General features: G+C 60.8%; 17 protein-coding genes. 11 read left to right on the forward strand and 6 right to left on the reverse strand.

Features of this window, described 5'->3' with window-relative positions:
* Window positions 1-405: 405 nt before the first annotated feature.
* Together R8871_RS03700 and R8871_RS03705 are read left to right on the forward strand one after the other, a co-directional pair.
* Window positions 406-561: a DUF3309 family protein gene (locus tag R8871_RS03700; RefSeq protein WP_175049097.1), complete on the forward strand. Its 156-nt coding sequence runs from the start codon at window positions 406-408 to the stop codon at window positions 559-561.
* Between the two features lie 603 nt (window positions 562-1,164).
* Complete coding sequence (locus R8871_RS03705) at window positions 1,165-1,536, forward strand: hypothetical protein (protein WP_175049098.1); 372 nt, start codon at window positions 1,165-1,167, stop codon at window positions 1,534-1,536.
* A 6-nt stretch (window positions 1,537-1,542) separates the two neighbouring features.
* Here R8871_RS03705 and R8871_RS03710 read toward each other — a convergent pair whose 3' ends face one another.
* Window positions 1,543-2,163: a LysE family translocator gene (locus R8871_RS03710; protein WP_175049099.1), complete on the reverse strand. Its 621-nt coding sequence runs from the start codon at window positions 2,161-2,163 to the stop codon at window positions 1,543-1,545.
* Between the two features lie 394 nt (window positions 2,164-2,557).
* Here R8871_RS03710 and R8871_RS03715 point away from each other — a divergent pair, with 394 nt between their 5' ends.
* Window positions 2,558-3,031 (forward strand): Lrp/AsnC family transcriptional regulator, encoded by a 474-nt coding sequence (locus R8871_RS03715; protein WP_175049100.1) that lies wholly within the window; start codon window positions 2,558-2,560, stop codon window positions 3,029-3,031.
* 118 nt (window positions 3,032-3,149) lie between these two features.
* On the opposite strand, the gene R8871_RS03720 is transcribed toward R8871_RS03715, so the two are convergent.
* Both R8871_RS03720 and R8871_RS03725 read right to left on the reverse strand, forming a co-directional pair.
* Window positions 3,150-3,308: a hypothetical protein gene (locus R8871_RS03720; protein WP_175049101.1), complete on the reverse strand. Its 159-nt coding sequence runs from the start codon at window positions 3,306-3,308 to the stop codon at window positions 3,150-3,152.
* A gap of 69 nt (window positions 3,309-3,377) precedes the next feature.
* On the reverse strand, window positions 3,378-4,295 hold the full coding sequence (locus R8871_RS03725; protein ID WP_175049102.1) for an ATP adenylyltransferase family protein: 918 nt from the start codon (window positions 4,293-4,295) through the stop codon (window positions 3,378-3,380).
* A gap of 146 nt (window positions 4,296-4,441) precedes the next feature.
* Here R8871_RS03725 and otsA point away from each other — a divergent pair, with 146 nt between their 5' ends.
* Complete coding sequence (otsA, locus tag R8871_RS03730; protein ID WP_175049103.1) at window positions 4,442-5,869, forward strand: alpha,alpha-trehalose-phosphate synthase (UDP-forming); 1,428 nt, start codon at window positions 4,442-4,444, stop codon at window positions 5,867-5,869.
* A gap of 55 nt (window positions 5,870-5,924) precedes the next feature.
* On the opposite strand, the gene R8871_RS03735 is transcribed toward otsA, so the two are convergent.
* Together R8871_RS03735 and R8871_RS03740 are read right to left on the reverse strand one after the other, a co-directional pair.
* The gene (locus R8871_RS03735) at window positions 5,925-7,070 is read right to left on the reverse strand and encodes an alpha-hydroxy acid oxidase (protein WP_175049104.1); all 1,146 of its coding nucleotides are present in this window, start codon (window positions 7,068-7,070) and stop codon (window positions 5,925-5,927) included.
* Between the two features lie 87 nt (window positions 7,071-7,157).
* Complete coding sequence (locus tag R8871_RS03740) at window positions 7,158-8,393, reverse strand: YbfB/YjiJ family MFS transporter (RefSeq protein ID WP_175049105.1); 1,236 nt, start codon at window positions 8,391-8,393, stop codon at window positions 7,158-7,160.
* A gap of 243 nt (window positions 8,394-8,636) precedes the next feature.
* Between R8871_RS03740 and R8871_RS03745 the strand changes: the two genes are divergently transcribed.
* The 3 genes from R8871_RS03745 to R8871_RS03755 all read left to right on the forward strand — a co-directional run bounded on the left by R8871_RS03745 (window position 8,637) and on the right by R8871_RS03755 (window position 10,782).
* Complete coding sequence (locus R8871_RS03745; RefSeq protein ID WP_246287351.1) at window positions 8,637-9,317, forward strand: nitroreductase family protein; 681 nt, start codon at window positions 8,637-8,639, stop codon at window positions 9,315-9,317.
* A 127-nt stretch (window positions 9,318-9,444) separates the two neighbouring features.
* Window positions 9,445-9,924, forward strand: coding sequence for a hypothetical protein (locus R8871_RS03750; RefSeq protein WP_175049106.1), 480 nt, complete (start codon window positions 9,445-9,447; stop codon window positions 9,922-9,924).
* A gap of 12 nt (window positions 9,925-9,936) precedes the next feature.
* Window positions 9,937-10,782: a 4'-phosphopantetheinyl transferase family protein gene (locus R8871_RS03755; protein ID WP_246287353.1), complete on the forward strand. Its 846-nt coding sequence runs from the start codon at window positions 9,937-9,939 to the stop codon at window positions 10,780-10,782.
* Here R8871_RS03755 and R8871_RS03760 read toward each other — a convergent pair.
* A complete protein-coding gene (locus tag R8871_RS03760; RefSeq protein WP_175049107.1) occupies window positions 10,779-11,477 on the reverse strand; it encodes a 4'-phosphopantetheinyl transferase family protein in 699 nt (232 codons plus the stop codon). The two genes, R8871_RS03755 and R8871_RS03760, sit on opposite strands and share 4 nt — an antisense overlap.
* 231 nt (window positions 11,478-11,708) lie before the next feature.
* Here R8871_RS03760 and R8871_RS03765 point away from each other — a divergent pair, with 231 nt between their 5' ends.
* The 4 genes from R8871_RS03765 (at window position 11,709) to R8871_RS03780 (ending at window position 14,961) form a co-directional block, all read left to right on the forward strand.
* The gene (locus tag R8871_RS03765) at window positions 11,709-12,692 is read left to right on the forward strand and encodes an NADPH:quinone reductase (RefSeq protein ID WP_175049108.1); all 984 of its coding nucleotides are present in this window, start codon (window positions 11,709-11,711) and stop codon (window positions 12,690-12,692) included.
* 22 nt (window positions 12,693-12,714) lie between these two features.
* The gene (locus tag R8871_RS03770) at window positions 12,715-13,527 is read left to right on the forward strand and encodes an AraC family transcriptional regulator (RefSeq protein ID WP_175049109.1); all 813 of its coding nucleotides are present in this window, start codon (window positions 12,715-12,717) and stop codon (window positions 13,525-13,527) included.
* Window positions 13,528-13,787: 260 nt separating this feature from the next.
* Entirely contained in the window at window positions 13,788-14,420 is a 633-nt protein-coding gene (locus R8871_RS03775; RefSeq protein WP_175049110.1) for an alanyl-tRNA editing protein, read from the forward strand.
* Window positions 14,421-14,487: 67 nt separating this feature from the next.
* Entirely contained in the window at window positions 14,488-14,961 is a 474-nt protein-coding gene (locus R8871_RS03780) for a RidA family protein (RefSeq protein WP_175049111.1), read from the forward strand.
* Window positions 14,962-14,964: the final 3 nt, after the last annotated feature.

Below are 14,964 nucleotides of genomic sequence, written 5' to 3' on the forward strand. Positions count from 1 at the left end.
CAGGAAGCGCTCGAAAAAAGACGCGAAATCGTGTGTGGTAACGCGCCCGTTACGTAACACCGCCCGTAACGGTCCCGATCAATCGGAGGACGTTCGTGGGACGTCGCGAGACGTTGTAAATGTCTGATGAAAGAAGTGCGCGGTGGGGTTTTTGTGCAGCGCGAGCAGCGCTCCAGATGCAGGTCGAATCGCCTCGATGGTCGATTGATTGGAGCAACACGCGTCAGTACGGGCGCGAGCAGGCAACGATCGTTTTAAACAACTCGCTGCTGCACTTCTGCTTTAGGCACATGGTTTGCTGCACACCAGGGCATCGATACGGCCTATTCGCAAGCTCGCCTAAACCGCGTGCTCCATGGCTGTCCTGACAGGCGGGTCCTGTGAACCTAAGCGGAGGTTATTAATATGTTGGGAACTATTCTTCTGATTGTGCTGATCCTTATCCTCATCGGTGCGTTTCCGACTTGGCCGCATAGCCGTTCATGGGGTTATGCGCCAACCGGTGGCATTGGCGTCGTGTTGATCGTCGTGATCGTACTGCTCGTCGCCGGCGTCATATAGACGAATTGAAGTAATCAGGTCAGCAGTTCGAACCAAACCGGCCGCCGGATATCGATGCAGCGAACTGCGTCGATATCCGGCGGCATTCTTATGTCGATTGTCGATACACGTTCGCGTTGTCGCGCTGGCTTTGCCGACAACGGTTAGACATTTGTGAACTCGTCCCTTGAATCGGACACTTTGGACTGCTGGTCATCTGGCTGGACGGCAGCACGTCAGGCACGCCGGATGCTGAATCACCATCGTATTCAAACATTGATACGAAAGGAGATCACATCATGCCTTACCTTCTTGGCTGGCTTCTTGGCGTCCCGTTGATCGTACTGGTTATCCTGTACCTCATTTTCCACTAATCCTTTGCACCAGACGCAGTTCACCTGAAGGTCATTCCGCGCGGCCCTGCCTTTCCCGGCGGCCGCGCGCCCCCAAGATCTTTGAACCCTCAGTACCGCCCTCCTCCCGTCCGCGCAAAGTCACGCGTCGGCGCATCCGCCTTTTCACTTGCGCTGTACAAAACGGTGCGTAAAACTAGGCCTGTTAGCCCGCGCAAAATGCCATATCTGCACACGCACGCACAAACTGCGTACGAGCAAGGAGGGACCGATGGCACACGACGAATACACGCTGTCACACCAGGACGTGGTGAAGGCGGTGATCATTCATCAGAACATTCATGAGGGCTTCTGGACGCTGAACATCAATTTCAACGTCGCCGCCACGCATGGTCCGCTTGTGCCGGACCCTTGCCTAGCCGTAACGATCAAGGGCATCGGCATCATGCGGGCCTCGCCCACCGATCCGCTTGCCGTCGACGCCGCTCTCGTCAATCCGCCGGTACCTGAACCAGTTGAAAGCGCCGTGCATATAGCGGCGGCCGCCAATGGCGCGCATGAAGGCGGCATGCAATTCTGTCGCGACGTGTATCGCAGTGTCGCGGTACAAAGCGCGATCAGAGCACCGACCAAGCCAGGCTGAACGCGATCAGCGGACCGCCGCCATCAACGCCCCCATACCGACGAGCAAACTGCCCATCAATCGATTGACCGCGCGCAGCCGCTTCGGCCGTTGCAAAACCGTGCGCAAGCGGTGCGAAAACACCGCTGTCGATGCCACGCCTAGCGCAAACACCAGCGCAAACGTCGCGGCGAGCAGGAGATATTGTTGATTCGCGGACCAGTGCACCTCATCCGAGGGCGCGCTAATGAACTGCGGGAAAAACGACGGGAAGAACAGCAGCGTCTTCGGATTGAGCCCGGACGTAGCGAACCCACGCCAGAACAAACCGCTTTGCTGATCCGTGCCGGCGGATGCCGCCAGGCTGCCGCTGCGCCACTGCTTGCAACCGAGATACACGAGATAGATTGCGCCGGCCCAGCGCAGCGCGGTCAGTGCACGCACATCTATCAGCAGCAACGAGTTCAAACAGAGCGCGGTGAACGCCAGTTGTAGTAACACTGCACAGGTGCCGCCCCACACGCAGGGCAACGCGGCGCGCCAGCCGGCGCTGAGCGCCTGACTCATCGTCAATACATTGACCGGACCAGGGGAATAAACGAGAACGAGGGAAGCGAGGAGAAATGAAACGTACAGCTGAATCGACATCGGTGGGCCAGGTTGCGGCTTCGCCAGCATTGCGCGCCGCCGCCGTGCTCGAAGATCGTTCAAGGACGGCGTACGGACGGTGGGTGCCAGCAAGCATTCGGTTAAGAAAATGCACCATGCCCGGCGAGCGCGTTTCCCGGCGCGGGTAACGCCGGAATTCGCCCGCGTGCTGTCTTCCTGTGAAGGCAGCGAGACACCGGATGGCCGCTTGTGGCAGCGCTTGACCGCGGGCCTGAGGCCGGCGGCCCGGACGGTTGTCCCGGGCATGAATGCACCCTGAAAATATACCCGGACGCAGGCTGGATATGCTTCCTAAAGCAATGCATCCACCCACCTGCCGCAGGATGTTCTTCCGATAGAATGGCATTTGACTGAATAAACTTCCGAGAATGCCATGACCACCCGAAGTCGCCCACTGGACAACCAGGATCGGAAGATCATGCGCGAGTTGCAGAAGAACGCGCGCCTGAGCAACGCCGAGCTCGCGGACCTGGTCGGCATGTCGACCACGGCGTGCTGGAATCGCACGCGTCAGTTGGAGACAGAGGGGTATATCCGCGGCTACGTCGCGTTGCTCGATCAGCAGAAGCTCGGTTTCGCCGACGTGGTGCTGCTCGAAGTCACGCTCGACCGTCACGACGACGACGCCCTCGCCCGCTTCGGTGCCGAACTGGCCACGTTGACCGAAGTGCTGGAGGCGTATCTGGTGTCAGGTGATTACGACTACCTGGTCAAAGTGGCAGTCGACGGAACGGCGGGTTACGAGCGATTTCTGCGCGAGAAGCTCTACAAGATCGCGGGCATCCGCCATAGCCGCTCCATGTTTGCCCTCCGCTGCATGAAGAGCATTCCGTCGATTGCGATCTAGTTCGGTTTGCGGAAGAGCCAACGTAGAAGCGCCGCGCAGTCCGATGTGGACCGCCGCGCGATCGCTGCCTCCACAACATTCGCGCGGCCCGGCGCTTCCGGACATTACGTTGCGCCTTTCAGTGCTTGTGGTGCAGCCAGTCCTTGATCGGATGCGCGTGCAGCCAGCGGGCAACCGGCTGGTCATTGTGTTCCCGCCTGTAACGCATGGCGGTAAATATCACGATGCATAGCACCACCACGATTCCCACTACAAAACTGGTCATCGACTCGGTCATGGCAACCTCCTTTGAGGTCAGAACCATGTCTATATTTTAGGTGACCGGAGAAATCACGCCTGGCCGTTCTCATTCATCTGCGCAGACCGCAACTCGTCGCAGCACGGTCATCGGACCGAGCTTCGTGATGATTTCCATCTGCGCCGCGTCTCGCACAAAGAGCGATCCCGCGAACCCCAGCGCATTCACCGAAATTCCCTCGACACGTTCCGAAGATCTTGGCACGAGCAGAATCCATCGAGGCGCGACAAGCAGGTTGTACGGCGCCGACACATGCAGCTCGCCATTCACTTCGATCGCTCGCAGGCCAACCGCTTCGAGCAACGCGAGGTAGCAATCGAACGCGGCGTGTGCGGCGTGCGCGGCGTGCCCGTCGTGCCTTGAAGCAACAGGCGCCAGTTCCAGATGGGCGAACGCGTGCCTGAAAGGCAAACCGGCCACCGTGCCAACAATCGCATCGTCCATGCACACGGACTCGAGAACGGACTCAACAGGGACCGACGGAGCCGATTCTCCAAGCGGCAGCGGCACGATCTGCAGATGCTTGTGAAGTTGACTCGCGCCAGCCTCCACGCCGCCGTTGTAGAAACCCAGACCGTCGAACTCCGCCATGCACGACGCCAACGCAGCAAAGTCCGTCAGGTCGAGCAACGTTTCCTGCGATTTGAAGCTGCGGGTGACGATCAGGAGATGATGATCGATGACGTTGAACTTGTTGAGCAACGCAACGTGCGTGTCCGAGATATCGGCCACAAAAAGGTCCGGGTCATAGGGAAGGAACGGATTGAACGTCCCAGCGTCGAGCTTGGGCGCCTGCCGGGCCTCTTCCTTGCGAGTGAGGCTTGAAACCTGGCGGATAAGGAAGCTCACGCCACCTTCTTCGATCAGCACCTGAGTTGTCTCGATCGGTCGCAGCGCGCCACAACGCAGCGCATGCTCAGTCTGGCGCAGGATGGCCGGCCACAGGGTACCGGGCTGGATTGGCATATCGAACCTCGCTGCATGGCGCCAGGAGTACCTGGGGAAGGTTGCGCTGATGACATAGTAAACTGGGTCAATCAGGAAGTGATCCTTGTCCGGCACGGCTGGCCGCGCCGGATATCCCAAGGCGGAAGCAACAACACAAGGACCTCATGAGTCGTCTCGTCGTCGTTTCAAATCGCACTGCCGACCCTCGCAAGCCCGCAGCCGGCGGACTCGCCGTAGCCGTAAGAGAAAGCCTGCAACAAACTGGCGGGCTCTGGTTCGGCTGGAGCGGCAAGATCAGGGAAGCCGCGGATGGCACGCAATCCGGCCAGGGGGAAGTTCATGTCCAAACGGCTGGCAACGTCACGCTCGCAACGCTCGATCTGAGCCGCGAGGATCACGACACGTATTACCTCGGTTACTCCAACGACGTCCTGTGGCCGGTATTCCACTACCGGCTGGACCTCGCCAATTTCGACACGCGATTCGCCGCGGGCTATCGCAGGGTCAACCAGTTATTCGCGCAAAAGCTGTTGCCGCTCCTGAAGCCGGACGACCTCATCTGGGTTCACGATTACCAGTTGATCCCGCTCGCGGCCGAGTTGCGCGCCATGGGATGCACCAACCGCATTGGCTTCTTCCTGCATATTCCGATGCCGCCGCCGCTGATCATGGCAGCGATTCCGGAACACGAATGGCTGATGCGCTCGCTCTTTGCCTACGATCTGGTGGGCTTCCAGAGCGAGGCCGACCTGACGCATTTTTCTCACTACGTCGAATCGGAAGCGCACGCGCAACGCTTGAGTCCGGATCGGCTTCGCGCATTCAATCGAACGCTGCGGGTCGGCGCCTATCCGATCGGCATCGACGTCGACGATTTCAAGCGCCTTGCCGACTCGAAGGAAGGGCGCGACATGTTCATCCGCATGCGCGACGAGTATTCGCGGCGGCGTTTGCTGGTGGGCGTCGACCGGCTGGACTATTCAAAAGGGCTGCCGCAACGCGTCCATGCTTTCCGCGAACTGCTGACCTACTACCCGGAAAACCGCGATAGCGCGACGCTGATCCAGATCGCGTCTCCTAGCCGTGAGGACGTCGGCGCCTACGACAATCTGCGGCGTCAGATGGATAGCCTGTGCGGCGCGATCAACGGCGACTTTGGCGAACTGGACTGGATGCCGGTGCGCTACATTCATCGAAACGTGGCCCGTAAGCGGCTGCCAGGTCTTTATCGCGCGAGTCGGGTGGCGCTCGTCACGCCGTTGCGCGACGGCATGAATCTGGTCGCAAAGGAATTCATCGCCGCGCAGGACGCTGCCGACCCGGGCATGCTGGTGCTCTCGCGATTTGCCGGAGCCGCGGAGCAATTGAAGGAAGCGCTGCTGGTCAATCCCTACGACACGCAAGGTACAGCGCAAGCCATTCAACGGGCGCTAACCATGTCGCTTGACGAGCGGATCAACCGGCATGAAGCGCTTCTTAACCGGATCCGCAAGTTCGATGTGCACTGGTGGAGTTCGACGTTTCTGCAAGCGTTGGAAGACTGCGAGCCGAATGAAGTGGCGGCGGACGGCACAAGGCAAACATCAGGCTGAACACCGCCAGACGCCAGACGCGTGGCATCGCGCCTGGCATCCGCCTTCACCGTCTTCACCGCCGGTCAGGCAGCAAGATCCGCTCGTCCACCTGACGGATGTCGGTGTGCCCGCAAAAGGCCATGGTGATGTCCAGTTCCTTCTGGATGATCTGCAGGCACCTTGTCACCCCCTCCTCTCCCATGGCGCCCAGCCCATAGAGGAAGCTGCGGCCGATCAGCGTGCCTTTCGCGCCGAGCGCAACGGCCTTCAGCACGTCCTGTCCGCTGCGGATGCCGCCATCCATCCACACTTCGATGCGCGAGCCGACCTCGCGTGCGATTTCGGGGAGCGCCGAGATCGAAGAAGGCGCACCGTCGAGTTGCCGGCCGCCATGGTTGGAGACGATCAGCGCATCAGCGCCGCTGTCCGCCGCAAAGCGCGCATCTTCGACATCCATGATGCCCTTCAGGATGAGTTTGCCGCCCCACTGCTTCTTGACCCACTCGACGTCCGCCCAGCTCAGCGCCGGATCGAACTGCTCGGCGGTCCACGAACTCAAGGACGACAGATCGCCCACGCCTTTCGCATGACCGACGATATTGCCGAAGGTACGCCGCCGGGTGCCGAGCATGCCGAGGCACCAGCGCGGTTTGGTCGCGAGATTGATGAGGTTCGCGGGCGTCAATTTGGGCGGCGCCGACAGGCCGTTCTTGATGTCCTTGTGGCGTTGTCCAAGGATCTGCAGGTCCAGCGTCAGCATCAACGCGCTGCACCGTGCCGCGCGAGCGCGCTCGATCAGCCGCATGATGAAATCGCGGTCGCGCATCATGTAAAGCTGGAACCAGAACGGTTGGGTGGTTTGAGCGGCCACGTCCTCGATCGAGCAGATGCTCATCGTGGACAAGGTGAACGGCACACCAAACTTCTCAGCCGCGCGCGCCGCCAGGATTTCACCGTCGGCGTGCTGCATGCCGGTCAACCCCGTCGGTGCAATCGCCACGGGCATGGCGGCCGCCTGACCGATCATTTCCGTGCGCGTGCTACGGCCTGCCATGTTGACCGCCACGCGCTGGCGCAACTTCAGGCGTTGGAAGTCGCTTTCATTGGCACGGTAGGTACTTTCGGTCCACGAGCCACTGTCGGCGTAATCGTAGAACATGCGCGGCACGCGCCGCTCGGCAAGCACGCGTAAATCTTCGATGCAGGTGATGGCAGGCACGGTTTCTCTCAACGCAAGGAACAAGCGATGAGTGTACGTGCTTAAGACAGTTGCCCGGTACTCCGGGAATACCTGGGGATCGTTCAGTCAGGCGCTGCGTAACGGCTTCTGGCAAGCCGCCAGCACCGCGCCGGCCGCGAGCAGCAACGCGGAATAGACCAGCCCGCGTGCGAGACCCGCGCCATCCGAGACCCAGCCGATGATCATCGGCCCGACAATCTGTCCGAACGCAAACACGATCGTGAATGCGCTAATGCCCTTGCCCCAGTGGCTCGCCGGCAGATTGTGGCGCACGAAAGCCGTGGTCGACGCCACGGCCGAGAGAAACGTCGCGCCGAACAGCACACCGGAGACAAACGCCACCCACGGTTGCGTGAACAACGCGGGCAACAGCGTCGCCACAGCGAGCAACGCGTTGAGTATGGCGAGTGCGTGGCCGCCGCGCATCCGGTCGAGCAGACTGGACCATAAGCGTGCCGACACAACCGTCGCCACGCCAAGCAACAGGTAGAAGCCCGTCACCACCGCGGCGCTCATTCCGGCGTTGCGCAGCAGCGCGACGATGAACGTCATGTAGCCGATGTAGCCGACGCCGAACAGTCCATAGCCCGCCAGTGCGGGGCTGAAACGCGGCCAACGTGGCGCGTCGGCGGTATCGGAAGCATCCCCGGTCGAAGACCCCGTCGCGTGCACGCTTTCGATTTTTCTCGCCGCGCCGATGGCAATCGCGGAGAACACCGCGCACGCCACTGCCAGTGCGAACCACGCAAATTGCCAGCCATGCACGACGTTGAAAATCGTCAACGGCACCAGCACCGACGAAGCGACGATGCCCCAACCGGTCCCGCCATAATACAAGCCGAGCACCAGCCCCGCATCGTGCGGTCTCGCCGACGCCAACCGCGCCGCCAGCACGCCGCCGCTGACGAAAACCGCCGCACTGCTCACGCCGGTGATCACACGCAGCACGAGTAGCGAATGCGTATCGGCAAGCAATCCGCTGATGGCCATCAGAACCGCAGTGGCCACGCAGCCCACGCAGAACAATGCACCGGCCGACCAGCGGCGTGCGAGCCGCGGATAAGCCAGCGCGCCCAGCAGATAGCCCAGCGCGTTGGCGGTATTCATCGCGCCGGCTTGGGCAAAGGTCCAGCCGAGGTCGAGTTTCATCGACGGCAACAGCAGCGCGTAAGCGAAGCGCGCAAGACCCAGCGCGATCGCGCTGCCTAACGACAGGCCGGCGGCCAGCATCAAGGTGGGGACGCGCTGCGCCGCTTCGGTGGGCGTGGCGGTCGATGCAGCGTCGAGAGATTTTGTTGGCATTGGCTAGCGTGGGTAGACAAGGATGCGGCAGGCTTGCTGCGGCATTTCGCCATCATATCTGGGGGCGCTCCGTTCGGCTGACGGTTAGTTGCGGATCAAGCGCCCGACGCCCCGCTGCAAGGCCGTCTGGCCAAGCGCAGCCAGTCCCAAGCCTCCGTTCAACATCCTGTCAAATTCATTTTCCAAATGAGAATGATTTGCATTTACATGAAAATTAGCCCATCATTTAGTCCAAGCCATCAGATGAATACCGAAATCATGATCACAGCCGACCTCAGCCGCCCCGAAACCAAAAGCGAACGCACAGCCGCCGCGGCGCCTGATACCGTCGCCGGATCGAAGACGACGGCCGCGCTCGAAGTACTGCTGTCACGCCAGTCCCACTGGCCGCTCACGGAGCCGGCCCCGGCCGACGCCGAGCTCGATCTGATCTTCGATGCCGCTTTGCGCGCGCCCGATCACGGCAATCTGCGGCCGTGGCGCTTCGTCACGATTCGCGGCGACGCGCGCGGCCCGCTCGGCGACGTGCTGGTCGACCTCGCCTGCGCCCGTTCGCCAGGCGAGCCGCGCTCCGCACACGCGCATCGGCGGCAGAAGGCCTACGTAGCGCCGATCGTGATCGCGCTCGGCGCTGCAATCTCGTCCGAATCGACCGTGCCCGAGACCGAGCAATTGCTGGCGGTCGGCGCGGCCACGATGAACATGCTGAATGCGATCCACGCGCTCGGCTACGGCGGCTTCTGGGCCACGGGCGCCGACAGCTATGAGGCGCAATTGCACGACGCGCTCGGCTTCGCGCCGAACGAGAGATTGCTCGGCTTCCTCTTTGTCGGCACGCCGAAAAACCCGGGCCAAGCAACGGCACGCCCCGCACGCAGTGAACACGTGCGCGAATGGCTGCCGCCGCAGCGGGTTAAAAACTGAAGCAAGCACCTGGCGCAAGCACTGCGTCACCGCCTATCCGTCGCGAGCGACAAGCGCTGGCCTGCGACGTGGCCTACTCCGATCAGGCCGGCGCGACTCATTGGACCGTGTCCATTCAGGAGCCTCGATGAACTTCCGTTCTCAACACAGCAGCCGTCCCGAACTGGTCGACGATCACGTCACGGATTCCACCGACGCGCCCGATCGCACGGTCCTCAGCGCCGTGCGCACCTGGCTGCGACCGGCGTGTGAAACCGTGCGCGGCGGGGTGCACTGGCGCGACATCCTGATCGGCGTGGGCTTGCGGCAAGACGGCATCGAACATTTCGATTTGCTGATGCGTTCGCTGATGCACGTGTCCTATCGTCCGCTCGACATGCGATGCCGCTGCGCCAGCGACCTCGGCAAGGACGAAGCCGTGATCCTGCAAACCATCGCACTGCTGCAAAAAACGCATAGCGGCGCTGCATTGCGCATGCTGAGCGAATGGCTGCCGGCGCCGGCCGTGAGTGGCGTGCTGAAACTGATCCGCTGGTTCGCCATCGATCTGCTCGACGCCGGTGTCGAACTCGACGTGCAAGCTCGCCGCGTCACCTATATGCATTGAGGACCGGAGCGTATGCCGTCGGAACTCGCTTATCTCGCGCCCTCGCGTGTGCGTGACAGCATCGACACTCAGGCGACGAATGGCGCTAATGCCTTGCAAGCGGATCAACCCGCCCGGCCGGCTGAAGCTGCGCGAACCGCACACCCGATCGTCAACGCGGCCGCGCCGCAATTCGTCTCGTATCCGCTGACGCGCCACTATCCGCACAGCGTCGCCGCGCCACGCGCGGGTGAGTTGCATCTGTGGCGGTTCCGCTGCGAATGGTTGCCGGTGCCGGTGCAGGAAGGCGAAACGTGGATTTCGAAGGGAGAGCGCGAACGCGCGCGGCTTCACCCGAACTCGGCGCTACGCAAACGGTTTATCAGCGCGCGTGTGGTGACGCGCTGGATCGTCGCGAATCTGTTCGAATGCGAGCCGCATGAGGTCGATCTGCAAGACGACGGCAACGAGAAGCTGCGCGCGCGACATCCGCACGACGGCCGCGGCATCACGATTGATATCGCGTACGCCGGCATCTGGATTGTGATCGGCATTGCGTCGACAACACTAGGTCTGAGCGTGGTCGTGCCTTCGCCTGGCGCCGCGCTTGACGAGGCGCAGGAAGCCTCACGCGAACGCGCGCGTTATGGCAGCTTGTGCAATGCGTTGCGCTATGCGCCCGTCGATATCGATCTGGATCTGCTCTCTAGCGATGCTACATCCTGTGCGTTCGATCTTGCCGAACATGGCCACTGGCATGTGCTTGATCTGCCGATGTCGGGCAAGATTCGTGCGGCGGTTTCAATCGCCCAGCCGGTCACGCACGTGCATGCGGTTGGATGGCCGAAGACGTTGGTGTTTGGCGAACGAGACGTTTAGCGGGTGAACGTTTTCGTTGACCACGCCATACATGCGGCATAGGCCTCAGGAGCTGCTATCCAGCGCGCGGCGATCTCGCGCATATCATCCGAAATCTTATTGCGTAGCGTCACCTCGGCGCTATCACGCGGCAGCACCGTGAGATGCTGCAAGCCGCCCGTGATGCCCACGCCCGTCGTTTTGACGAGTGCTTCTTTGGCGACCCACGCGTCGTAAAACGCGGCGCGCTGCTCTTCAACGTCCAGGTTGCCGATCCACGCCGCTTCGCTCGCATCGAGCGTCAACGGTGCGATCGAATGCCATTCGAAGCTCTCGCTGCGATGTTCTATATCGACGCCAACACGCCGCTTCGGCGACATTGCGATAAGCCCATGCGAGCCTGCATGCGATACGTTGAAATCGGGCGCGCTGGAATCGGCTAGATGCGGGCGATGGTTTGCGTCGAGTTCGAACCGGACGGCGTGTGCCGCGATGCCGAGACGCCGCGCGAGTTGTTCGCGCAGCGCCACACGCACGGATGCGAAACGAAGCGCGTCTTCGTGACGGCGAAATTTGCCGGCTCGCACACGTTCGTCGTCGCTGAGCGCGGCGAAGGCGGCATCCTCCAACGATGCGTCGAAAGCGAAATCGACTCGCCACAACGAAACGTCGGACGGGCCGTCATGCGGCAAGGGAACGGGTTCGATTGAAGACATCGCGAAGGTTCGAACGCAAGTGGTAAGGTCGTAAGGAAATATTCGCGACTCTACCCGATATGACGATCGAATCAGCTCTATCGCCTGCCCCGCCGATGTGTATAGTCAATTTTTTACAAGCGCGTTCAGATGGAATGGTTCAGAGTATTGGTCACATTGCGCTGAGAAGCTCGGCTGGGACACGCCGGTTTGCGGACGCTCTTCACTAAACCAGTCTGGAGGTTGCAAGATATGAAGGCCGCGCACTATGCCTCAAAAGGCCCCGCTCGAGACGTTCTGGTGGTTGACGAACAGCCTGATCCGGCCCCTGAAGCCGGCGAAGTCCTGGTGCGCATCGCGCACTCAGGCGTGAACCCTTCAGACGTCAAATCGCGCGCTGGCTTCACCAGCCCCGCAATGGAGTTTCAGCGCGTTATTCCGCACAGCGATGGCGCCGGCGTCATCGAGGCAGTTGGGGAAGGTGTGTCGAAACAGTGGATCGGGCAGCGGGTCTGGACGATCAACGGCCAGTGGCAGCGGCCTTTCGGTACCGCATCCGAACTGATCGCGTTGCCCGAAAGCCAGGTTGCACCGCTCCCCGACAATGTATCGACCGAGACGGGCGCCTCACTCGGGATTCCGCTCTTGACGGCCTGGTATGCGGTGCATGTTTGCGGAGAACTTCTCGGCAAGACGGTTCTTGTCTACGGCGCCACGGGCGCGGTAGGCGGCTATGCGGTGCAATTGGCCGCGCTCTCGGGTGCAAGAGTGATTGGCGTGGCGGGCAGCCGGGAGAAATGCGAACTCGCTTCTCGCCTGGGAGCCGAGTGGGTCATCAATCGCAATGAGCAGGACGTGGTGGCTTCGGTACGCGAGATCACCGCGGGCAAAGGTGTGGACGCCATCATCGAAGTCGACGCAGCAGCCAATGCCGGAAAATATGGCGAACTGCTGAAGTTTGGCGGTGACGTGATCATCTATGGTTCGGGAGCCGCATTGATCGAGGTCCCCTTCAGATCGATGATTGTTGGCTTCGCGAACCTGCGATTCTTTATCGTGTACAAATTGCCTATTGAGGTAAGGAAAGCCGCCATCGACGTACTCACCCCGTTACTGGAACGAGGGACGCTGCAACATCCTCCGGTCGAGGTTTTTGCTTTGTCGGAGATCGCGAAGGCCCATGAACGCGTCGAATCGGGCGCGGCGGCAAAGATCCTCGTCGATACACGCAGATAGGCGAGCCCTGCAGGAGACCCTGATGAAGGATCGCGTCGAATACAAACGCAGCAAGGAGATCCCAGGTCTCGTGCTGAGCGAGGCGCGTTTCTCTGAATTCCGCTTCGATCGGCACTACCATCTGGACTACCACATCGCGCTGGTGACCGAGGGTGTTCAGCGGCAGGGATTCCATGGCGAAACGCTGCTACTGACACCGGGCAGCATCCAGTTGATGCCACCCGGCGAGGTACACGACGGCATCAGCGCTGGGGACGAGTCGTACACACTCAAGACATTTCGGCTCTCACCAGAGCTACTGAACGGACTGAGCGAGGAGATTTCGGCGCAGAATCGTTTCCCTGCACTGGGCGGAGCAGTCCTTCAGGATTCGTCGCTTGCCGGTCATCTGTCGCGATTGCACGACGCACTGCGTGCGGCTCGGGCAGGGTTCGAGCCCATGGCAGAACAGTCCGAATGGCTGACGTTACTTGACCGCCTGTTCGTCCAGACACGCATGGTCAAACCGCAGTTTGTGAAAGGCACACTCACCTCGGTACAGTGGCGGCGCATCAAAGAGTATTGCGATGTCCATCTGGCCGAAAAAATCACCCTCGAAGAGCTTGCGGCCCTTTGCAACCTCGAGCGCTTCCATTTCCTCAAGCTTTTCAAGCAGACAGTGGGCATGACGCCTCACGCCTGGGTCGTGCGACTGAGGCTGGAGCGCGCGTGCTCTTTGCTCAATCACACTGACCACGGTCTGGCGCGGGTGGCTAACGAGGTCGGCTTTTACGATCATAGCCACTTCAGTCGCGCGTTCCGGCAAGCCTTTGGTGTATCGCCGTCGAAGTATTGACATACACGATCGCAGTAGACTGCCTGGCTTAAGCGTCGCCCCCTCCATCACTCCCGCAGCATTCAGACGAAGCTGCGTCAACGCAACGTTGACGCAGCACTAGCGTCACGCAGCGCGTCACGCCGACCACTGAACCCGACAAGCGAAAACCCTCAACTTTTTACAAGCGGGATAGGCGCACGTCCGTTAACTTGGAGTCATGCGGGCAGTGCGTTGTCTTTCCCGATTACCGCACTGTACGAATCGCCCTGGAACACGAAATGACGAAACTCAGATACTACGACAGCGACGAACTCACGATGCACACGCAGGTACTCGACTGCTCGCCCGCTGGCGATGGAAAGTTCCGTGTAACGCTGGCCGAGACCCTGTTCCATCCGCAAGGCGGAGGGCAGCTCTCAGACCAGGGGACTATCGCAAGCGTAAAGGTCGAGCGCGTCATTCACGAGGGTGACAAGGTTATTCACATCACCGAACAGGAAGTCGCCATCGGCGATGCGCTGATTGAGATATCGCCTGAGACCCGCATGCTGCATGCACGACTCCACTCCGCGGGCCACCTGATTTCCGGCGTCGTGGAGCAGATGGGTTGGTACGCGAGCAAAGGTCACCACTGGCCCGGTGAAGGACGAGTCGTTTTTGAACCACGCGACAACCCGCAGTCACTGACTGTCGAGGGCGTGGAGCAGACCGTCAACCAGCTCATCGCAGATGATGTGCCGCGCCATCTGGCCGAAAAGGATGGCATCAGGTCGGTGTGCTTCGGTGACCAGCCAATGCACGGCTGTGGCGGCACTCACGTCAGCTCCGCTGGACAGATCGGCCGTATCAGGATCCTGAAGATCAAAGAGAAGAAAGGACAGCTCTCGATCCAATACGACATCGAATCCTGATCCGCCCAATTTCACCCGTGCCGTGTGCGTCACGCGTCGGCACCTATTTCATACTCAAGGAGATCTTATGAACCGCGCTGAACTGGATGCCCGTCTCGCAGAACTCGGCATCGAACTGCAACCGCCGAAGGCGGCGATCGCCAACTATGTACCCACCGTTCTGGCAGATGGCTTCCTGCACATTTCCGGACAGGTCGCCTTCAAGGACGGCAAACCGTTTGCCCTCGGGCAGGTCGGCAAAGAAGTGAGTATCGAGCTGGCGAAAGAAGCCGCGCGGATAAGCGGCATGGCGATTTTGTCGCAACTTCGTTCGCAACTGACGGACGACCTGAGCGTGATCCGCGTCTGCTCGGTGACAGGTTACGTGCACGCAGCCACGGAATTTACGGAGCACCCGGAAGTCATCAACGGCGCCTCGGAGGTCCTCGTTGAAGTCCTGGGCGAAAAGGGAAGGCACAGCCGCGCCGCCGTAGGCGTATCGAGTCTGCCGTTTCGTTGCCCGGTTGAGGTTTCCGCTGTCATCCAGCTCGGCAAACGATAAAGC

Origin of the sequence: Paraburkholderia sediminicola (genome assembly GCF_902859805.1) — a bacterium.
GTDB classification, from domain to species: domain Bacteria; phylum Pseudomonadota; class Gammaproteobacteria; order Burkholderiales; family Burkholderiaceae; genus Paraburkholderia; species Paraburkholderia sediminicola.